This is a genomic window from Mesorhizobium sp. L48C026A00 (genome assembly GCF_000502375.1).
In the GTDB taxonomy this organism is placed as follows: Bacteria; Pseudomonadota; Alphaproteobacteria; order Rhizobiales; family Rhizobiaceae; genus Mesorhizobium; species Mesorhizobium muleiense.
Window position 1 is genome coordinate 125,911 of record NZ_AYWU01000004.1, and the last position, 18,869, is coordinate 144,779.

An 18,869-nucleotide genomic window follows, 5' to 3' on the forward strand; every position below is an offset into this window, starting at 1 on the left:
CATGCGTGGATTGCCAAGAGAAGTCAGAAGCTGGATTTACGATTTCTTCTCCAACGAGCACTCTGTCGCATATCTGAAAATTGATGCCCAGCTTTGCATCGCTGAGAAGGGCGGCAGTGTTGAACATTACGGCCTATCATCACTTTGCATTGGCAAGCCCGTTGCCGAGCAGCTTGCGTTCATGGAAGGTTTGCTGCCTTGCCCGGAGCTTCCATATCATATGGCCATGGTCGAACTGCCCAGCGGGCGTGTCGCGGACCTTCATCTTTTTGCTGGCAATGCCTGCGTATGGCTGCTCTTTCTTGACGCCACTGCCGAACGCGACAACAGGCAGCGGCTTCAACAGAAGGCTTATGAAATGACACTCCTGCAAGAGAGGGAGCGTCAACTCAACGAAAAATTACAGTTGACGAACGAGGCGTTGCGGCAGAGCCAGGAGGGATTGTCGCGTGAATACCAGCGCGCCGAAAGCCTGCTCCTCAACATTCTTCCGGCGTCGATCGCGGAGCGGTTAAAGGCCGACGAGCAAATTGCAGACAACCATGCTGACGTGAGTGTGCTTTTTGCCGACATCGTCGGATTTACGGAAAGAGCGCGGAACGTCGGAGCCGAGGTAACGCTGGCTATTTTGAACTACTTCTTCAAGGCAGCGGATCTGCTCTCGGAACGAGACGGCTGCGAAAAGATCAAGACAATCGGCGATTGTGTGATGGTGGTCGCTGGCCTGCCCGTCGCGCGATCCGATCATGCAGAAGCTCTTGCGCACTATGCACTTGAACTGCGGAAGGCGGTTAAGCACGAACGCTTCGCAGGAGAACCGATAAGACTCAGAATTGGAATTCACTCAGGACCAATCGTCGCGGGCGTCATAGGCAAAAGGCGGTTTGCCTATGACCTTTGGGGCGAGACCGTTAATCTCGCCGCACGTATTCAAACGTCAGCGGAGCCCGATGAAATCCGTATTTCGGATGCAACTCGCAAACTGCTTGGACCAAATTTTGCTTGCGACCCTCTCGCGGAAACGGAATTGCGCGGTACAGGTCGTGTGCGAATGTGGCGGCTCCCGGCCTGATTTGCCGGGCTACTTCACGTCCGATTTAATAAACTGCTGCAGTTCCGGGGTCTTCGGCCTGCCGAAGAGTTCAACCGAAGGCCCCTCTTCCCAGATCTTTCCGTGATGCATGAAAATCGTTGTGGTCGCCACCCGGCGGGCAAAACCCATCTCGTGGGTGACGAGCAGCATGGTCATTCCGTTACGGGCGAGCGTTTCCAGCACGTTCAGCACCTCCTCGGTCAGTTCCGGATCGAGCGCCGACGTCACCTCGTCGAACAGCATCACCTTGGGACGCATGGCGAGCGAGCGGGCGATCGCCACGCGCTGCTGCTGGCCGCCGGAAAGCTGGTCGGGATAGGCGTCGAACTTCTCCGACAGGCCAACCATGCCGAGAACTTCCTCCGCAGTGGTTTTGGCTTCAGCTTTCGACACCAATTTGACGATCCGCGGCGCCAGCATGATGTTTTCGGCCACCGTCAGGTGCGGAAAGAGATTGTAGCTTTGGAAGACGATGCCGACATCGGTGCGCAGCTTGCGCAACTCTTTCGGGTCTCGGCCAACGGCGTGGCCGGCAACTTCGATGCGGCCGGAATTGATCATTTCCAGGCCGTTGATGCAGCGCAGAAGCGTGCTTTTTCCGGAACCGGAGCGGCCGATCAACGCAAACACATCGCCCCGATTGACGGACAGCGAGACGCCCTTGAGGACTTCGACAGCTCCGAAGCTCTTGTGGACATTATCAATAAGCACTTCCGGCATGGAGCCTCCTTTCCAGCAGACGCGACAGCTGGGACAACGGATAGCAGACGACAAAGTAGAGAGCCGCGACTGCGAGAAAAACGCGGAACGGCTGGAACGTCGCGTTGTTGATGAGTTGCCCGGCGCGGGCGAGTTCAACGAAGCCGATGATCGAGGTGATCGACGTGTTCTTGACCACCTGCACGGCAAAGCCGACGGTGGAAGGGAGCGCGATGCGTAGGGCCTGGGGCAGGATGACGTAGCGGTATTGCTGGGCTCGCGTCATCGCCAAGGATTCCGACGCCTCCCATTGCTGCTTGGCCACGGCCTGAATGGAGCCGCGCCAGATCTCCGCAAGGTAGCCCGAGGCATAGATCGTCATCGAAACGCCGGCTGCGACCAGGGGCGGCATTTGAAAGCCGGCGAGGCTGAGGCCGTAATACGAAAGAAACAGGATCATCAGCACGGGAATGCCCTGGATGATCTGGATGTAGGTGGCGGCGGCAACCCGCACGGCCTTGCGTGTCGAGGTCCGCGCGAGTGCAATGATGAAGCCGATAAAGCCTCCACCGGAAAGCGCAATGACGGTCAAAAGGATCGTCCACTGCAGCGCCGAGACAAGGAAACCGAATTCGCTGAAGCCGAAAGTCCGGAGCGTCATGCCTGCACCTCCGCAAGGGAGGTCGTCGCCTTGCGCGCCACACGGCGCCCGAACAGGCCCCAGCCAACGAGCGCCAGTATCGCGCGCAACGCCAGGGCGAGAGCCAGATAGATCAGCGTCACGACGATATAGACTTCGAACGAACGAAAACTTTGCGATTCGACAAAGGCTGCGGAAGCGGCGAGTTCCTTGGTCGAAATCGCCGAGCAGATGCTTGAAGCAAGCATCATCAGGACGAATTGGCTGCACAGCGCCGGATACACCTTGGCGATTGCCGGCATGATGATGACATGGCGATAGATTTGAAAGGACGTGAACCCGAGCGCTTCACCCGCCTCGATCTGCGACTTGTGGACGGCTTCTATGCCGGCTCGGATAATTTCGGTCGAATAGGCTGCGAGGTTTATCGTCATGCCGATCAGCGCCGCCGTCGTTGCGCTAACCCGCAGACCAACGCCGGGTAGTCCGAAATAAATGATGAAAAGCTGAACCAGGAATGGCGTGTTGCGGATGATCTCGACATACGCATCGACCATGAGCCGTACCGCCCGGCCGTGCATCGAACGCAGCGACGCGAGAACGATGCCGAACGAACTTCCCATCACGATGGAGGCGGCGGACAACATGATCGTCAGCCATATCCCGGCGACAATCTCGTCGGTGTATTGCGCGATAGCGCCGAACTGGAATGTGTAAGACATTCTTGGTCCTCGATCGGAACGTCACCAACGAATTTGCCGGACGCAGATCGTCCGGCAACCTTTCGTGAGATCAGAACAAAGGCAGTTGCGGCATCGGGGTGCCCGTCCACTTCGTCGCGATGGCGTCAAGTTCGCCGGAATTCTTCATCAGATAGATCGCGGTGTTGAGCCACTGGTGCACCTCGAAATCCTGGAGCGTGGTGGCCATGGAGTTGCCTTGCCGGAAAAAGGTGAAGCCGACCTGCAGACCGGCGTCCGGCCTCTGCTGAATGATGGCATTGGCAACCGTCGAGGGGAGCGCGGTCGCATCGACCTGGCCGGCAAAGAGCGCCTGAGCGGTCGTCGAATCGTCCTCGAACACGACGATCTCGAGCCCCGGCACGGCGACCCGCCGCAATGCGGCTTCCTGCGACGAGCCCCGATTGACGCCAACGCGTTTGCCTTCGAGCTCTGATAGCTGGGCGAATTTCTGATCTGGGCCAGACACGATCACCATGTTGAAGGCACTGTAGGGCTGGGTGAACATGACGGTCTTGGCCCGTTCTCCGGTGGGCGCCAGTGTGGCCACCAGGAAATCGACCTTGCCGGTTTGCAGGGCTGGGATTCGCGACGGCGGCGTCAGCGGAACGAGTTCCGCCTTCACTCCAAGATAACCGGCAATGAGGTTGGCGACGTCGACGTCGTAGCCCGTTGGATTGCCGCTTTCATCGACCATGCCCATCGGAGGCGCGCCGGTCACGACGCCGATTCGGACGCTGCCGCGTGAGGTAATCTCTTCCAGAGTGATGGCGCTGGCGGGCGAGTTGGCCATCGCTAGCATTGGGACGGCAAGGCTGATCGCGGCGAATATTGCGCGGATTTTGACAAGTGGTTTCATGGTGTTCTCCTCCGTGAAAGATCCCGAGGCGCCGACTGCGAGGCGCCTATCAAATATGTCCGTGCATCCACCGGCATTGACACGATCGGACAGATGGCTGTGTCTGCTCCTAGAGCTTCGATGTTGGAAAATTGGATCTGCACACTGCCCTTGGCGACTGCACAGGCGTTCTCCGCGGGCCTTAGCCCCGCATTTGCGAGCGTGCCGATCTCATTTCTCCTCCAACCGCCCTATATTGATGTTATCGATAACATGATGTCAAGTGCCCAGTGCGTGTTTCATGGATTGTTAGCCCCAAATGCGCGAAATACAGGAGATTCGCGGCTTGGTTGCGGGTCTAAGGGACATTCGCTTCGGCGACTCCCCGATCTTGGCTCTACCGCGATGCTCGAGTCGTAACATTGTCGAGCAGTCGCAGACGCCCGAGATGGCTGACCGTTCTGCTGCAGTGTCAGCCCAGTTTGGAGCCGTTGGCCGTAAGATAGACGGCATAAAGCGAAGTCGTCGCGCAGATGAAGAGTCGGTTGCGGCGAGTTCCGCCGAAAGTGACGTTCGCGACGGTCTCGGGAATACGGATCTTGCCGATTAGCGTTCCGTCCGGATCGAAACAGTGAATCCCATCACCGGCGCTGGTCCAGACGCGGCCTTTCGTGTCGATCCGGAAGCCGTCGAAAAATCCGCTGGCGCATTCGGCAAAGACGTCGCCGCCGCTCAGCCTTCCTTCGTCGCCGACGCGGAGCTTCCGGATGTGACGGGGTCCGCGCTCCAGGTGCGTAGCGCCCGTGTCGGCGACATAGAGCAGTTTTTCGTCGGGGGAAAACGCAAGGCCGTTGGGCTTGACGAAGTCGTCGGCGACTCGAGTGACCGCGCCCGTCGCCGCATCGACCCGGTAGACATGGCAGCCGCCGATCTCTTCCTCGCCGTAATCGCCCTCATAGTCGTGCATGATGCCGTAGGGCGGATCCGTGAACCAGATCGCGCCGTCCGACGCAACCACGACGTCGTTCGGCGAGTTGAAGCGCCTGCCTTCGAACCGGTCGGCAACGATCGTGATCGCGCCATCGAACTCCGTCCTTGTCACCCGTCGCGCCAGGTGCTCGCAGGTGACAAGCCGCCCATGATTGTCGACCGTGTTTCCGTTGCTGTTATTGCAAGGCTGGCGAAACACCGAAACCGAGCCGTCGGTCTCATCCCAGCGCATTATCCGGTTGTTCGGAATGTCGGACCAGATGAGATAGCGGCCCGGCCCGAACCACGCAGGGCCCTCCAGCCAGCGCCCGCCCGACCAAAGCCGCTCGACGCGCGCGTGCCCGACGAAGCAAGCGGCAAATCGCGGATCGAGCATTTCGAAACCTGTGCCCTCAATATTTTCAAACATTGGCCTCACGCCTCCCGCACGCTGGATCTGCGCTGGCCGGTTGGGGCCAGCTGATGGGCCCGCGGCACAACTGTTGCCAGCGCGGTATGATAGCGATAACATATCAATTGTAATCTGATTTCCAAGGGGGCATGCATGAGGACGGGCGCGCGATGAATCCATGGCACGCTCCGTCGTTAGCGTGCGTCCCGCGACCGGCTTGCGGAGCGCCATGATGCCCAAGGGACTGAACGCCAAATCTCCCGAGAACCAGGCGCCGACGATGCTTGACGTGGCCCGCCGGGCCGGCGTCTCGGCGATGACGGTATCGCGAGCGCTCAAGAAGGACGGCCGCGTCTCGGATGCAACCCGTGAACGGATCCTGGCGGCGGTAAACGAGCTTGGTTATGTGCTCGACCAGTCTGCCGGAAGCCTGTCGTCACGCAAGACCGGGTTTGTGGCCGCGATCATTCCCTCGATCAACAATTCGAATTTTGCCGACACCGCCCGCGGCATCACCGACGAACTGGAGAATACGGGTCTTCAGCTTCTGCTCGGCTACACCGACTACACGGCGGAAAAGGAAGAAAGGCTGATCGAGGCGATGCTTCGCCGACGTCCGGAGGGCATTATCCTGACCGGCGGCACACATACCGATCTTACGCGGCGCATGTTGGAAAGCGCGGGCATTCCGGTGGTTGAAACGTGGGAATTGCCGCCGAAGCCGATCGATCAGGTCGTCGGCTTCTCAAATGAGGAAGCGATGGCGCTGCTCGTCAGGACATTGGCGAAAAAAGGCTACCGGAAATTCGGCTATATCGGCGGTACGACGTCACGGGATACGCGCGGCAGCCAGCGGCGGGCCGGATTCGTCAAGGCGATCGAGGAACTCGGCCTGCCGCCCGGCCGCCTGGTTTCATTCGGCGTGCCTCCAATTTCGATCGAGCAGGGCGGACAGGCGGTCGTCGGCATGCTGGAGCGCTGGCCGGATACCGAGGTCGCGCTGTGCGTCTCGGATTTGTCGGCGTTTGGTGCGGTGATGGAGTGCAAGCGCCGGGGCATCCGGATTCCGCAGGACATCGCGATCGCCGGCTTCGGCGATTTCGAGATTGCAGCTTACTGCCATCCGACACTCACGACGGTGAACGTGGACTGCTACGGCATCGGCAAACAGGCAGCACGCAAGCTGATCCAGTCGATCAAGGGCGAGGACAACGGCTTGTCCCAGGAAATTATCTTGACCAGCTACAAGGTGGTGGAGCGGGAAAGCGCCTAACACTCAACCATTCCGGCGATAGAGGCCGCACCATGGCGATGTTCCGCGAAACCGTAAGTCTGAGCCATGACGGCGCAACGAAGGCGCTGAGCGCAGGCATGGCGCCAGCAAGCGCAAGGGGTGTCCCGCAATGCTTCGTAGTGGTCGACGCCAGCGGCGAGACGATCGCCAGCCTGCGCATGGACGGCGCCAGGTATTTGAGCATGCATACCGCGCGGGCAAAGGCGCGCACGGCGGCAGCCATCAACGTCGCGACAGGCGCAATACCATTCGAGGCAGCGGCGGCAGTCGCATCGCAGGGCGGCGTGAGCTGTCTTCCCAGCGGATTGCCCATCCGCTTCGACAGCAGGCTTGCGGGCGCGATTGGCGTTGGATCGGGAAGCGGCGAGCAGGACATCGACGTCGCGCGCCGCCCTGGCCGCGATCGGCGCGGATATGCTGTGAGCGGCTCGCTCCGGTAGCGCGGCCCTTCAGAAGGCGATCTGGACCTTCATCGACTTGTTGCGGTCGCCGGCGATCTCGAAGGCTGCGACGGCTTCGTCGAGCGGATAGACCCTTGTAAGCAGCGGTTTGACATCCACCCGGCGGCGGTTGATCAGGTCGACGGCGAGCGCGAACTCGTCATGGAAGCGGAACGTCCCGCGCATCTCGATTTCCTTCGCGACGACGAGATTTTGCGGCATCGCCAGGTCGCCGCCGAGCCCGAGCTGCATCAGCACGCCGCGGGGCCTTAGAACCTCAAGACCGGCGCGAACAGCGCGCTCGTTGCCCGACGCCTCAAAACATCACGTCGAAATATCCCTTGTCGGCGTTGTAGGCCGCCAGCTTGTCGGCGTCGGTCGCGACATTGATCGTGCGATCGGCGCCGATTTCCGCGGCTGTTTTCAAAACGCCGGCCATCACATCGGTTGCGACGATTTCCCGTGCCCCGTGCGCGCGGGCGGCGATGATGCAGAGCGCCCCGATCGGCCCGCAGCCCGTGACGAGAACCCGCTTGCCTAACAGCGAACCCGCCCGGTTGACGGCGTGCAGCGTAACCGCGAACGGCTCGGCGAAGGCCGCCTCGTTGATCGAGACGTGGTCTGCTATCCGGTGGCACTGCGAGGCGTCGGCGACCAGCCGTTGGCGGAATGCTCCCTGAATATGCGGCATCGGCATGGCGCTGCCGTAAAAGCGCATGTTGAGGCACTGGTTCTGCTGGCCCTTAAGGCAATAGCGGCAGGCATTGCACGGCCGGCTCGGCGAGATCGCAACCCGATCGCCTGTCTCGAGGCAGGAAACCCCCTCCCCGACCGCCCTGATCGTGCCAGCGACTTCGTGGCCGAGGATCATCGGTTCGCGCAGCCGGATCGCGCCGAAGCCGCCGTGGTTGTAGTAATGCAGGTCGGAGCCGCAGATGCCGCCGGCCTCAATGGCGATGTCGACCTGTCCGGGTTCGAGCGCGCCGGGGTCGGTTTCTTCGATCCGCAGATCCCTTGCGGCATGAATGACGAGCGACTTCATGGACGCCCCTCCTAAACGACCGGCGTCAGCAGGGCCTGCCCGCTGAAATGGGCGGCGAGATTGTCGCGCACGAGCTTGCCCATCGCCTTTCGTGTTTCGACCGTGCCGCTGGCGTGGTGCGGCTGCAGCACGACATTGCCGAGCTTCAGGAAACGCTCGTCGATCGCCGGCTCGCTCCAGAAGACGTCAAGCCCCGCTCCCTTGATTGTTTTCGATTCCAGGGTCGCGAGCAGCGCCGTTTCGTCGACCGTGCTGCCGCGCGAGATGTTGACGAGAATGCCGTCAGGACCGAGCGCGTCAAGGACGGAGGCGTTGATGATGTTTTTTGTGCTTTCGCCTCCGGCGAGTGTTACGATCAAAAATTCGCTGTCGCGCGCCAAGTCCACGAGGTCGCCGACATAGGCGTAAGGCAGGTCGCCGCGCCTGTTGATGTCGTAGTAGGAGATGGCACAATCGAAGGCGGCCGCGCGCTTTGCCACCGCGGCGCCGACCCGGCCCATGCCGACAATGCCGAGCTTTTTGCCGCAGACGCGGGTAACGAGTTGCATATTGCCCTTGGTCCAGCTTCCGTTCCGCACATAGGCATCCGCCTGAGGGATATTGCGCGCCACCGATAGCAGAAGACCGATGCCGATGTCGGCGACGTCTTCGGTAAGCACATCCGGCGTGTTGGTGACCCGGATCCCGTTCGCCCTGGCGTGGCCGAGGTCTATCGCGTCGGTGCCCACTCCGTAGCAGGAGACGATCTCCAGCTTAGGCAGCCTTGCCATGAGCGCGGCGCTCGCACCCAGTTCGCCGCGGGTCGCGATGGCGCGGATGGCGTCGGCCTTTCCGGTGAGCAGCGCGTCCTTGTCCGTCGCCTCCCAGAGCTTATGCATCCGGTATTTTGCTTCCAGGTCTTCCATGTCCCAGGCGGGGTAAGGGCCTATCATCAGGATGTCGGTCACCGGCTGATCTCCTCCGAATTTTCACCTTTTCTATTGACTATGTTATCGATAACATTAATGTCAATAGGATAGAAAGGCGGAGCAAGAAAATCGGTTCGCCTGGAATCGTTTTGCCTTGCAGGGAGGTTGGAGTGAGTTCGCTCTTCGATTTGACTGGGCTTCGAGCCCTGGTTACCGGATCGAGCCAAGGCATAGGCCTGGCGCTGGCCGAGGGTCTGGCGCGTCATGGCGCGACGATCGTACTCAACGGCCGCAACGCCGACAAAGTAGCGGAGGCGGCTGGAATGCTCGCCGCGAAGGGCTTCAAAGCCGATGGCGCGGTGTTCGACGTCACCTCAGCAGGGGCTGCCGCAAAAGGCGTCGCCAACATCGAAGCCAATCTTGGGCCGATCGATATTCTCGTGAACAATGCTGGCATGCAGTATCGCGCGCCGCTCGAGGATTTTCCGGTCGACAAGTGGGATGAACTCCTGCGCACCAACATTTCGAGCGTCTTTTATGTCGGTCAGGCGGTGGCCCGGTACATGATCCCACGCCAGAAAGGCAAGATCATCAACATCGCCTCTGTGCAGAGCGAATTGGCCCGGACCAACATCGCGCCGTACACCGCCACCAAGGGCGCCGTGCGCAATTTGACGCGCGGCATGTGCGCGGACTGGGCCAAACATGGCCTGCAGATCAACGCGATCGCACCCGGCTATTTCAAGACCCCGCTCAATCAGGCGCTGGTCGAAAATCCGGAGTTCTCGGCCTGGTTGGCCAACCGCACTCCGGCGGGAAGGTGGGGCAATGTCGACGAATTGGTTGGCGCGGCGGTCTTCCTCGCCGGCCCGGCTTCGTCATTCGTCAACGGTCATACGCTTTATGTCGATGGCGGCATCACGACCTGCCTCTGAGCCGGCGCTCATCGTGGTGATGGGCGTCAGCGGCTGCGGCAAAACCAGCATTGGCGAGGGCATCGCCGCGCGCCTGGGCATCGAATTTGTCGAGGGCGACGCGCTGCATCCGCGCCAGAACGTCGAGAAGATGTCGGCCGGCGTTCCGCTTGACGACGCCGATCGCTGGCCTTGGCTGGACCTTGTCGGCAAGGCGCTGCGTACGGCACAAGGCGATGGCCTTGTCGTCACCTGCTCGGCACTCAAGAAAGCTTATCGCGATCGCCTTCGCCAGGCGGCCGGAGGCGATCTGGTCTTCGTGTTCCTGGAAGGATCGCACCAATTGCTGCGGCAACGGATCGGCGAGCGGCGCGGTCACTTCATGCCACCCTCGCTGCTGGACAGCCAGTTCGCGACACTGGAACATCCCACGGCCGAGCAGGGCGTGGTGACGGTCAACATCGCTGCGACGATGGACGCGATCATGGACGCCGCGTGTGCACGGCTGGCGGAGATGGGGATCGGGGCGCAGATTCAGCAAATGAAGGGAACGTGAGATATGTCGCAAGCCCCAGCAAAGATCGCCGTCATCGGCGCCGGCATCATGGGCTCGGCGATCACGGCCCGGCTTCTCGAGGAGGGGCAGGCGGTGACGGTGTTCGATCTCGACAGCGCCAAGCTATCCGCTCTTGCCGGTAAAGGCGCAGCATCCGCCGTCTCCGTTGCCGGCGCGACGCTGGCAAGCGATTTCGTCATCCTCAGCCTCAACCACGCCAATATAGTGCGTGCCGCGGTGTTCGGCGCCGAGGGCGTCGCTGAAGCAGCCGGACCCGGAAAGATCCTCATCGACATGTCTTCCATCGATCCGGTCGATACCGCGCAGATGTCGAAAAAACTTGCCGACGAGACCGGCATGAAATGGGTGGACTGTCCGCTTTCGGGCGGCGCACCCGGCGCGCTTGCGGGCCGCCTGACGGTTATGGCCGGCGGCGACAAGGCCGATTTCGAGCGCGCCCGAACGGTCATGCAGCATCTTTGCGCAAACTACACGCTGATGGGCCCGAGCGGCGCCGGCCAGACGACCAAGCTGATCAACCAGCTCTTTTGCGCCGTGCTGTTCCAGGCGGTCGCGGAAGCGGTGAAACTAGCCGAAGCCGGAGGCGTCGATGCAGCACTAATTCCCGCGGCGCTCGCCGGCGGTCGCGCCGATTCCAACATCATGCAGGAGTTCATGAAGAAATTCGCCGCGCGCGATTTCTCGCCGACTGGCCGGATCGACAACATGCTGAAGGATCTCGATTCCCTCCAGGCGTTCGCAATGAAGACGAAAACACCGCTGCCGATGACTGGGCAGGTCGTCGAAATCCATCGCCTGCTTTGCGCGGCCGGTCTCGGAGCCCGCGATTCCGCCGAAATGATGCGCCTGCTCGACGGCATGCACCAGGACTGACGCATGATTTACGAGGCGGCGGTTGACTCTGGATATGTTATCGATAACATACCCTTTGGGAGGAGCGTGCGTGGTCGGGACCAAGCTGATCGAGTTTCAGACGATTACCAAGGAGTTCGGCGGCACGCGCGCGCTTTCCGACGTATCGCTCGATTTGCATGAGGGCGAAATTCTCGCCCTGCTGGGAGAGAACGGCGCCGGCAAATCGACGCTCATCAAGACGCTCGCCGGCATCCACCGGCCGGATGGCGGACGCATTCTGTTTCGCGGCGAGCCCTATCAGCATCGGCCTCCGCGTCCCAACCAGCGCCAGCAGGTTGCCTTCATCCACCAGGATCTCGGGCTGATCGAATGGATGTCTGTCGGCGAGAATGTCGGGCTGGCTCAGGGGTTTTCGCTCCGCTCGGGCCTTATCGACTGGCGCGCGACGGAAGAGCGGGCTCAGGCCGCGCTCAGCCTCGTTGGTTGCGATTTCGATCCGACGACCCGGGTCCAGGATCTCACCCGGACGGAAAAGTCGCTCGTCGCGATCGCCCGAGCGCTGGCAACCGAAGCCGATGTGCTCGTGCTCGACGAGCCGACGGCGAGCCTTCCCGCCGACGAGGTCGACCGATTGTTCGACGCGCTTCGTCCGCTGAAGCAGCGCGGCGTCGGCATGATCTATGTTTCGCACCGGCTCGACGAGATTTTCCGCATCGCCGACAAGGTAGCCGTGCTGCGGGACGGGAAGCTGGTCGGCCAGAACAAGGTAGCGGACACAAAGCCGGATGAACTGGTGGAAATGATCGTTGGGCGACCGGCGAGCCAGGTCTTTGCCAAGGCGGCCACCAAGGCGGGCGCGACGATCTGCGCGGTGCGCGACCTGGTTTGCGCGGGAGCCGGGCCGGTTTCCTTCGACGTCCGCCGGGGTGAAATGCTCGGCCTTGTCGGGCTGCGCGGCGCCGGGCAGGAACTCATCGGGCGGACGCTCTTCGGCTGCACAACTTTTGCGGGCGAGATTTCCATCGACTGCAAAACGCCTGATCTCTCCAGTCCCATTGCGGCGATGCAAGCCGGAGTCGGTCTCATCGCCCGCGATCGCACCGAGGAGTCGATCGCGGCTGCACTCTCAATCCGCGAAAACATTTTTATCAATCCGGGCGCGGCCAGGCGCAGCCTGTTTTCCTTTCTCGCTGGCCACAAGGAGGCGGCACATGCTCGGGCGATCGGCGATACGGTCGGCCTCAGGCCCAACGATCCGGACCTGCCGATCGAGGCGCTGTCCGGCGGCAACCAGCAGAAGGTCGTCGTCGGCCGTTGGCTTCATACCGGCCGCAAGCTGCTCATCGCCGAAGACCCGACCGCCGGCGTCGATGTCGGCGCGAAGGCCGAGATTTACCGGCTGATCGGGCGGGCGCTCGAAGCCGGATTGGGCGTCGTCGTTGTTTCGACCGACTTCGAGGAGATCGCCCATATCTGCCACAGGGCGCTGGTCTTTTCCCGCGGGCAGATCGTTCGCGAACTCGCCGGCGATGAACTCACGACATCCGCCGTGATCACCGCCGCATCGGCATCCGAAGCCGCCTGACCGTCCCGGAGCAAGACCATGCAATCCATCGAATCCACCGCTCTCGAGCCGATACGGGGCGAAATGACCGGCCTGCCGGCGCGGCAGAAGCTCATCAGGCTCGTCCCGGTCTACGGCCTCGTCATCCTCACGCTTATGCTGATCGTGCTGTTCTCAATCCTGCTGCCGAAAACGTTCCCGACACTGCTCAATTTACGCTCGATCGTTTCCGACAAGGCGATCATCGCACTGCTGTCGCTGGCCGCCATGATACCGATGGCTTCGGGCCGCATCGACCTGACCGTCGGCTACGGAATAGTGTTGTGGCACATCCTCGCTATCAGCCTGCAGACCATGCTGGGCATCCCCTGGCCCCTCGCCGTGATGATCGTCCTGTTTCTCGGCGCCGGTACGGGCTTCCTGAACGGGCTCCTCGTGGAAGTCGCCCGGATCGATTCCTTCATCGCCACGCTCGGCACGGGAACCGTGCTCTTTGCGCTTGCCCTTTGGCACACCGGCGGGCGGCAGGTGGTCGGTGTCTTGCCCGACGGGTTCTATGCGCTCAACGGCACCATGCTGTTCGGCCTGCCGATCACCGGCTTCTATGTGCTGGCGATCGCCATCACGTTGTGGATCGTGCTGGAATATTTGCCGATCGGCCGCTACGTCTACGCGATCGGCGCCAATCCCAAGGCGGCTGCCCTCAACGGCATTCCTGTCCGGCGCTTCGTCATCGGGGCTTTCATCTCGTCTGGGTTTCTCACCGCACTGACGGGCGTTCTGCTCGCTTCCAAGCTGCGCATCGGCCAGGCGAGCGTCGGCCTTGAATATCTGCTGCCGGCGCTTGTCGGTGCGTTCCTCGGCTCGACCACCATCAAACCCGGCCGGGTCAATGTCTGGGGCACGATGATCGGCGTCGCCATCCTCGCCGTCGGAATTTCCGGAATCCAGCAATTCGGCGGCTCCTTCTTCGTTGAGCCTCTATTCAACGGCGTGACGCTTCTCGTCGCGATCGGCATTGCCGGATACGCGCAGCGCAAACGGGGCGCCGCGGCAAAACTGCCGCGAAAGCCAAATCCGCCCGGAAGCTAATAGTCCGGACAGTCGATCAGGATCTTAAGAGCAGGGAGTAGGGTTATGCAGCGCAGGAACTTCTTGAAATCATCGGTGGCAATGCTGTCGGCCGCCATCGTGGCCCCGGCAATATTTGCCGACCAGGCGCGGGCCGATGCTATGGCCGACGCCATGGCGATCGTCGAAAAATATGCCCAGAAAGTTACGGCCTGGGATGGCCCGACCTCCGGCCCGAGGGCCCAGGAAGGCAAGACAATCGTCGTTCTTGCCGGCGACCTGAAGAATGGCGGCATCCTTGGGGTGACGACCGGCGTCGAGGAAGCGGCCGAGGCGATCGGCTGGGAGGTCAAGGTAATCGACGGCGCCGGATCGATCGGAGGCCGCACCGCCGCCTTCGGCCAGGCCATGGCGCTGCAGCCAAGCGGCATCATCATCAACGGCTTCGACGCGGTCGAACAGGCACCGGCGATCGAGCAGGCCAAGGCCGCGGGCATTCCGATGGTCGCCTGGCATGCTGGGCCGACGATCGGCCCGGACGACAAGATCGGGCTCTTTGCCAATGTCTCCACCGACGCCATGCAGGTTTCAGCCGCGGCCGCGAACTGGGCCTACGCAGACGCCAAAGGAAAACCCGGAGTCGTGATCTTCACCGATTCCACCTATGCGATAGCCATCGCCAAGGCCGATCGGATAAAGGAAGAAATCGAGAAGCTCGGCGGGACCGTGCTCGAATATGTCGACACGCCGATCGCCGAAACGTCGCAGCGCATGCCGCAGCTGACCACCTCACTGCTGCAGAAGTACGGCGACAGCTGGACGCATTCGCTGGCCATCAACGATCTCTATTTCGACTTCATGGGCCCCTCGCTCGCGGCAGCCGGCAAGACGGGTACCGACGCGCCGATCAACGTCGCCGCCGGCGACGGTTCGGAATCAGCTTATCAACGCATCCGCGCCGGCCAGTTCCAGAAGGTGACGGTGGCCGAACCGCTCAACCTGCAGGGCTGGCAGCTGGTCGACGAGCTGAACCGCGCGATCGCCGGTGAAAAATGGTCCGGCTACCTTTCGCCGCTCCATGTCGTGACAGCGGACAATGTCGAGTTCGACGGCGGGCCGAAGAACAGCTTCGACCCCGACAACGGCTATCGTGACGAATACAAGAAAATCTGGGGCAAGATGTAAGCACAGGCCGTTGCGGGCGCATCGGCGAAGATGCGCCCGCACCGACTCACCCGGCCAAAGTAGGCCCACCACAACCGATCCGGCAGTCGCGCGGCCTCGCGGCCGCACCGGGAAATATTGCCGGCCGAAACACCGGAGAACCCATGATCATCCGATACGCGCTCTTCGAAGGCGAAATCCATAGCGGCAGGGAAGCTGAGTTCCGCCAGTTCGTGAAAGACCGGCTTGTCCCGCTCTGGACGCAGTTTCCCGGAGCCGAGGAAATCCGCATCCTCGACGGAACTATCCGCGACGAAGGCGCCCCGGCCTACGCAATGGCGCTGGCCATCCGCTATCCGGATATGGCGGCCTGCGAATTGGCGCTTCAATCCCCCATCCGGTCCGAAAGCCGCCAAGTTACCGGCGAGCTGCTGAAAATGTTCACCGGACGCGTTCACCACCACGTGTTCGACGCGAGCGAATACGTGCCGACACGTGCACCTGAAGAATGAGCGGGCCGGTGGTCTGATCGGCTTGGCGTCATGGGACGCCATCTTCTGGTCGACATCGCCCACAAGGGTTTTCCGCAGTGGTTTTGAACCGTTTTCGTCGATGTATTGCCAATCAAGCTGGTGAGGCAGCCGCCGCGGACCAGGTCTAAATCGGCGATCCTGTCCGCCTCACGCGCTGCATCGGCACGGATCAGCGCGATGAAGATAAGTCGGTATCCGCCACGCGCCGTCATCCAGAGTTGCGCTCAAGCCGCCCACAGGGATTGGTGACATAGCTGACATTGCGGCTCGGCAAGGCGCAGCAATCTTGCTAAGATCGGCGGTGGGAGGAGACGGGCATGCAATCGCTGCCGATAGCCCATCCTGGCGTAGCCAAGACGACAGCCGACGCATCGCTTCCACTCGCCTATTCCACCGCGACGCTCTGCTGGCTCCTGTCCGCCGGCGTCTACATCGCAGCCAAGTGGGTCGCCCCCGAGATGCCGCCTTGGGCGCTCTGCTTCTGGCGGCTGGCGCTCGCCTGCGCGATCCTGCTGCCTATCGTCCATCATCATCACGGGGCGATGCTCACACTGATCCAGTCCCGGGCGATCGAGGTGCTGGCCATCGGCGCCATCGGGCTGACCCTGTGTCAGGGCATGATCTACACGGGCCTCAATTACACCGACGCGACGACCGCCGGCATCATCATGGCGCTGTCGCCGATCATGACCATGGTGCTTGCCCGCTTCGTGCTCGGCGAGCCCCTCGGCGTCTGGAAGGCGCTTGGCGCGCTGCTCGCTCTGGTCGGGATGGTGGTGATCGTGGCGCGCGGCGACCTTACCGCGCTGATGCGGCTCCAGTTCAATCCCGGCGAGTTGTGGATCGTCGGCAGCGCGTTTTGCTGGGGTCTCTACACCGTGCTGCTGCGTCGCGCCAAATTCGCTATCGAACTGCTGCCGACGGTGGTCCTGTTGCTGGGCGCCGGCGCGCTGGCCGCACTGCCACTCTATCTCTGGGAGCTGTTTTCCGGCGAGCGGTCGGCGCTGCATGCGAACGGCCTTCTGGCACTCGCCTATGTCGCTGGCCCGGGCGGCGCTCTGATGTATTACCTCTACAATCGCAGTGTCGAGACGCTTGGCGCCGGGCGCGCCAGCATGCTGCTCTATCTGCAGACTGTCTTCGTCGCCGTGCTCGCTTACCTTTTCCTAGGGGAAAGCTTGCACGACTACGACCTCGCCGGCGCCGCCTTTATCGTCGCCGGCCTGCTGCTCGCCACCGCGATCAAGCCGAGGCAGCGCACGGTGCATGTCGCGTAGGAACACCTCCCCGCTGCTCGTCTCACCTTCTGAGATACAGCCACAATGTCGTCGGCGCCAGGATCGCGGTCAGCGCCACCGGCGCGATCAGGGCGAGGACGACCTGACTGAGTGTCGCCCCGCCACCCATCAACCCGCGCAGCGCCGTCGTCATCAGCGACACCGGGTTGATTTCGACGAAGTCCCGCAGCCAGTCCGGCATGGTTCCGGGGTCGACCATGATGTTGGAGGCGAAGACGAGCGGGAACAGGAAGGTAAAGCCGAGCGTCATCACTGTGGTTGGCGTGCGGATCAGCAGGCCGAGCACGATGAATACCCAGCCCATGCCGAACCCGATGGCGATCAGCATGGCGAACGCCGCAAGCACGCCGAGGACGCCCGCTTCCGGCCGGTAGCCGAGAATCAGCCCGATGGCGAGGATGATAGACGCGGCAATCAAATGGCGCAGGATTTCGCCCACCATCAGGCCGGCGAATGGAGACAGCGACCAGATCGGCAGCGATCGGAAGCGGTCAAACAAGCCCTTGCCGAGGTCGGTCGACAATCCCATGCCGGAATACACTGCGTTGAACACCACGGTCTGAACCAGGATGCCGGGCAGGAAGAACTGCAGGTATTCGCCAGGCGAACCGGCGAGCGCGCCGCCGAAGACGAAGGTGAACAGCAGCGTGAACATGATCGGAGTCATCACCAGGTCGAACAGCTGCTCCGGCACATGCTTGAATTTCAGCACCGCGCGCCATCCGAAGACCAGCGCATTGGAAAGGGCTGATGGGGTCTTCGGTCGAGCGACCCTTTGCAGCCGCTGCAGGGATGTTGTGTCGATCATGGCTTGTCGTCCTTCGGGCTTACACCCAGGCTCGGCTGGCCCGTCAGCGCGAAGAAGACCTCCTCAAGGCTGGGTTGGCCCATGGAGAAATCCGACAGTTCGATGCCGGCAGCGACCAGGTCGGCCAGCGTCTCATTGGCGGCCTTCGCCGTGCCGGCAAGGACGGAGAGCTCCGCGCCCTCGGCACTGCGCTGGACAGGGTGCTCCAGCCGGCGTTCCAGGATCGACGCCGCCTGGTCCAGCCGCGCGACATCGGCGAGCGCTACATGGAGAAACCCGGAGCCTGTGGCCGCCTTCAATTCGCGGCTGGTGCCCTCGGCAATCTTCCGGCCGTGGTCGATGACGGCGATGCGTGCCGCGAGTTGATCGGCCTCTTCGAGATATTGCGTGCTGAGCAGGATGGTGACGCCGGCCTCGGCGAGGCCGCGGATCATGCCCCAGACATCTTTTCGGGCGTTCGGATCGAGGCCCGTGGTCGGCTCATCGAGGAACAGCACGCCCGGCGTGACGATCAGCGAGGCGGCTATGTCGAGCCGCCTTCGCGTGCCACCCGAATAATCCCTCACCTGCTTCGTCGCCGCTTCGGACAAGCCGAAAGCCGCGAGCAGGTCGTCCGCGCGGGTTTTCGCGGCGCGACCGCGAAAACCCCAGAGTCGGGCGAGCAGGACGAGGTTCTCCCGGCCCGTTAGGTCCTCGTCGAGCGAAGCGAACTGCCCGGTCATCGCGATTGCCGCACGGACCTCGTGCGGGGCCTGCACGACATCGTGCCCCATCACGGTCGCGGAGCCGGCGTCGGGGCGCGACAGCGTCGCAAGCATCCGCATCAGCGTTGTCTTGCCGGCGCCGTTCGGACCCAGGATGGCGAAAATCATGCCGCGCGGCACATCGAGATCGATGTCATCGACGGCACGCAGCTTGCCGAAGGTTTTGATCAGGCCCCGGGCGGAAATGGCTGACCGGGCAAGGCCCGTGGCGGGCATACCCATAGGAGAAGTATCGTTCATGCAATC

At 62.1% G+C, this 18,869-nt stretch carries 19 protein-coding genes and 1 pseudogene; 11 read left to right on the forward strand and 9 right to left on the reverse strand.

Translation table 11 applies throughout. The features are described from left to right. The first annotated feature begins 1 nt into the window (after window position 1). A complete protein-coding gene (locus X738_RS51685; protein WP_023797985.1) occupies window positions 2-1,072 on the forward strand; it encodes an adenylate/guanylate cyclase domain-containing protein in 1,071 nt (356 codons plus the stop codon). 9 nt (window positions 1,073-1,081) lie between these two features. On the opposite strand, the gene X738_RS51690 is transcribed toward X738_RS51685, so the two are convergent. The 5 genes from X738_RS51690 to X738_RS51710 form a co-directional block, all read right to left on the reverse strand. Beyond that, on the reverse strand, window positions 1,082-1,813 hold the full coding sequence (locus X738_RS51690; protein ID WP_023797986.1) for an amino acid ABC transporter ATP-binding protein: 732 nt from the start codon (window positions 1,811-1,813) through the stop codon (window positions 1,082-1,084). Continuing rightward, a complete protein-coding gene (locus X738_RS51695; RefSeq protein ID WP_023797987.1) occupies window positions 1,794-2,453 on the reverse strand; it encodes an amino acid ABC transporter permease in 660 nt (219 codons plus the stop codon). Before X738_RS51695 ends, X738_RS51690 begins: the two co-directional genes overlap by 20 nt. Further along, window positions 2,450-3,154 carry an amino acid ABC transporter permease gene (locus X738_RS51700; protein WP_023797988.1) on the reverse strand — a complete coding sequence of 235 codons (705 nt, stop codon included), beginning with the start codon at window positions 3,152-3,154 and terminating at the stop codon, window positions 2,450-2,452. Before X738_RS51700 ends, X738_RS51695 begins: the two co-directional genes overlap by 4 nt. A 70-nt stretch (window positions 3,155-3,224) precedes the next feature. After that, window positions 3,225-4,031, reverse strand: coding sequence for a transporter substrate-binding domain-containing protein (locus tag X738_RS51705; RefSeq protein WP_023797989.1), 807 nt, complete (start codon window positions 4,029-4,031; stop codon window positions 3,225-3,227). A gap of 451 nt (window positions 4,032-4,482) precedes the next feature. Next, the gene (locus X738_RS51710) at window positions 4,483-5,409 is read right to left on the reverse strand and encodes an SMP-30/gluconolactonase/LRE family protein (RefSeq protein ID WP_023797990.1); all 927 of its coding nucleotides are present in this window, start codon (window positions 5,407-5,409) and stop codon (window positions 4,483-4,485) included. A gap of 214 nt (window positions 5,410-5,623) precedes the next feature. Here X738_RS51710 and X738_RS51715 point away from each other — a divergent pair, with 214 nt between their 5' ends. Next, window positions 5,624-6,664 (forward strand): LacI family DNA-binding transcriptional regulator, encoded by a 1,041-nt coding sequence (locus X738_RS51715; protein WP_373420399.1) that lies wholly within the window; start codon window positions 5,624-5,626, stop codon window positions 6,662-6,664. A gap of 32 nt (window positions 6,665-6,696) precedes the next feature. Beyond that, the gene (locus X738_RS51720) at window positions 6,697-7,125 is read left to right on the forward strand and encodes a GlcG/HbpS family heme-binding protein (RefSeq protein WP_306454935.1); all 429 of its coding nucleotides are present in this window, start codon (window positions 6,697-6,699) and stop codon (window positions 7,123-7,125) included. A 9-nt stretch (window positions 7,126-7,134) separates the two neighbouring features. Here the strand turns inward: X738_RS51720 and X738_RS51725 are convergent. Both X738_RS51725 and X738_RS51730 read right to left on the reverse strand, forming a co-directional pair. Then, window positions 7,135-8,167: pseudogene (locus X738_RS51725) on the reverse strand (L-idonate 5-dehydrogenase). Window positions 8,168-8,178: 11 nt separating this feature from the next. Next, entirely contained in the window at window positions 8,179-9,099 is a 921-nt protein-coding gene (locus X738_RS51730; RefSeq protein WP_031254529.1) for a 2-hydroxyacid dehydrogenase, read from the reverse strand. Between the two features lie 146 nt (window positions 9,100-9,245). Between X738_RS51730 and X738_RS51735 the strand changes: the two genes are divergently transcribed. From X738_RS51735 to X738_RS51770, 8 genes are all read left to right on the forward strand, one after another. Next, a complete protein-coding gene (locus X738_RS51735) occupies window positions 9,246-10,010 on the forward strand; it encodes an SDR family oxidoreductase (RefSeq protein ID WP_023797993.1) in 765 nt (254 codons plus the stop codon). A 19-nt stretch (window positions 10,011-10,029) separates the two neighbouring features. Next, a complete protein-coding gene (locus tag X738_RS51740) occupies window positions 10,030-10,545 on the forward strand; it encodes a gluconokinase (protein ID WP_156942566.1) in 516 nt (171 codons plus the stop codon). 3 nt (window positions 10,546-10,548) lie between these two features. Continuing rightward, a complete protein-coding gene (locus tag X738_RS51745) occupies window positions 10,549-11,439 on the forward strand; it encodes an NAD(P)-dependent oxidoreductase (protein ID WP_023797995.1) in 891 nt (296 codons plus the stop codon). A gap of 34 nt (window positions 11,440-11,473) precedes the next feature. Further along, window positions 11,474-13,006, forward strand: coding sequence for a sugar ABC transporter ATP-binding protein (locus X738_RS51750; protein WP_051407735.1), 1,533 nt, complete (start codon window positions 11,474-11,476; stop codon window positions 13,004-13,006). 18 nt (window positions 13,007-13,024) lie between these two features. Then, window positions 13,025-14,077, forward strand: a complete 1,053-nt coding sequence (locus X738_RS51755; protein ID WP_023797997.1) for an ABC transporter permease — start codon at window positions 13,025-13,027, stop codon at window positions 14,075-14,077. A 45-nt stretch (window positions 14,078-14,122) separates the two neighbouring features. Further along, window positions 14,123-15,241: an ABC transporter substrate-binding protein gene (locus X738_RS51760; protein ID WP_023797998.1), complete on the forward strand. Its 1,119-nt coding sequence runs from the start codon at window positions 14,123-14,125 to the stop codon at window positions 15,239-15,241. A 143-nt stretch (window positions 15,242-15,384) separates the two neighbouring features. Beyond that, window positions 15,385-15,732: a hypothetical protein gene (locus tag X738_RS51765; RefSeq protein WP_023797999.1), complete on the forward strand. Its 348-nt coding sequence runs from the start codon at window positions 15,385-15,387 to the stop codon at window positions 15,730-15,732. A 338-nt stretch (window positions 15,733-16,070) separates the two neighbouring features. Then, window positions 16,071-17,030, forward strand: a complete 960-nt coding sequence (locus tag X738_RS51770; protein WP_023798000.1) for a DMT family transporter — start codon at window positions 16,071-16,073, stop codon at window positions 17,028-17,030. A gap of 22 nt (window positions 17,031-17,052) precedes the next feature. Here the strand turns inward: X738_RS51770 and X738_RS51775 are convergent, their stop codons facing one another. Together X738_RS51775 and X738_RS51780 are read right to left on the reverse strand one after the other, a co-directional pair. After that, on the reverse strand, window positions 17,053-17,859 hold the full coding sequence (locus tag X738_RS51775; protein ID WP_023798001.1) for an ABC transporter permease: 807 nt from the start codon (window positions 17,857-17,859) through the stop codon (window positions 17,053-17,055). Further along, a complete protein-coding gene (locus X738_RS51780) occupies window positions 17,856-18,863 on the reverse strand; it encodes a daunorubicin resistance protein DrrA family ABC transporter ATP-binding protein (protein ID WP_023798002.1) in 1,008 nt (335 codons plus the stop codon). The genes X738_RS51775 and X738_RS51780 overlap by 4 nt, the downstream gene beginning before the upstream one ends. Window positions 18,864-18,869: the final 6 nt, after the last annotated feature.

Bases quoted from the DNA above. Each gene is read 5' to 3' on its own strand.
- X738_RS51690 (WP_023797986.1), bottom strand. From the start codon at position 1,813: ATGCCGGAAGTGCTTATTGATAATGTCCACAAGAGCTTCGGAGCTGTC.
- X738_RS51685 (WP_023797985.1), top strand. From the start codon at position 2: ATGCGTGGATTGCCAAGAGAAGTCAGAAGCTGGATTTACGATTTCTTC.
- X738_RS51770 (WP_023798000.1), top strand. From the start codon at position 16,071: ATGCAATCGCTGCCGATAGCCCATCCTGGCGTAGCCAAGACGACAGCC.
- X738_RS51720 (WP_306454935.1), top strand. From the start codon at position 6,697: ATGGCGATGTTCCGCGAAACCGTAAGTCTGAGCCATGACGGCGCAACG.
- X738_RS51710 (WP_023797990.1), bottom strand. From the start codon at position 5,409: ATGTTTGAAAATATTGAGGGCACAGGTTTCGAAATGCTCGATCCGCGA.
- X738_RS51700 (WP_023797988.1), bottom strand. From the start codon at position 3,154: ATGTCTTACACATTCCAGTTCGGCGCTATCGCGCAATACACCGACGAG.
- X738_RS51705 (WP_023797989.1), bottom strand. From the start codon at position 4,031: ATGAAACCACTTGTCAAAATCCGCGCAATATTCGCCGCGATCAGCCTT.
- X738_RS51740 (WP_156942566.1), top strand. From the start codon at position 10,030: ATGGGCGTCAGCGGCTGCGGCAAAACCAGCATTGGCGAGGGCATCGCC.
- X738_RS51745 (WP_023797995.1), top strand. From the start codon at position 10,549: ATGTCGCAAGCCCCAGCAAAGATCGCCGTCATCGGCGCCGGCATCATG.
- X738_RS51695 (WP_023797987.1), bottom strand. From the start codon at position 2,453: ATGACGCTCCGGACTTTCGGCTTCAGCGAATTCGGTTTCCTTGTCTCG.
- X738_RS51760 (WP_023797998.1), top strand. From the start codon at position 14,123: ATGCAGCGCAGGAACTTCTTGAAATCATCGGTGGCAATGCTGTCGGCC.
- X738_RS51715 (WP_373420399.1), top strand. From the start codon at position 5,624: ATGCCCAAGGGACTGAACGCCAAATCTCCCGAGAACCAGGCGCCGACG.
- X738_RS51780 (WP_023798002.1), bottom strand. From the start codon at position 18,863: ATGAACGATACTTCTCCTATGGGTATGCCCGCCACGGGCCTTGCCCGG.
- X738_RS51755 (WP_023797997.1), top strand. From the start codon at position 13,025: ATGCAATCCATCGAATCCACCGCTCTCGAGCCGATACGGGGCGAAATG.
- X738_RS51750 (WP_051407735.1), top strand. From the start codon at position 11,474: ATGTTATCGATAACATACCCTTTGGGAGGAGCGTGCGTGGTCGGGACC.
- X738_RS51775 (WP_023798001.1), bottom strand. From the start codon at position 17,859: ATGATCGACACAACATCCCTGCAGCGGCTGCAAAGGGTCGCTCGACCG.
- X738_RS51765 (WP_023797999.1), top strand. From the start codon at position 15,385: ATGATCATCCGATACGCGCTCTTCGAAGGCGAAATCCATAGCGGCAGG.
- X738_RS51730 (WP_031254529.1), bottom strand. From the start codon at position 9,099: ATGATAGGCCCTTACCCCGCCTGGGACATGGAAGACCTGGAAGCAAAA.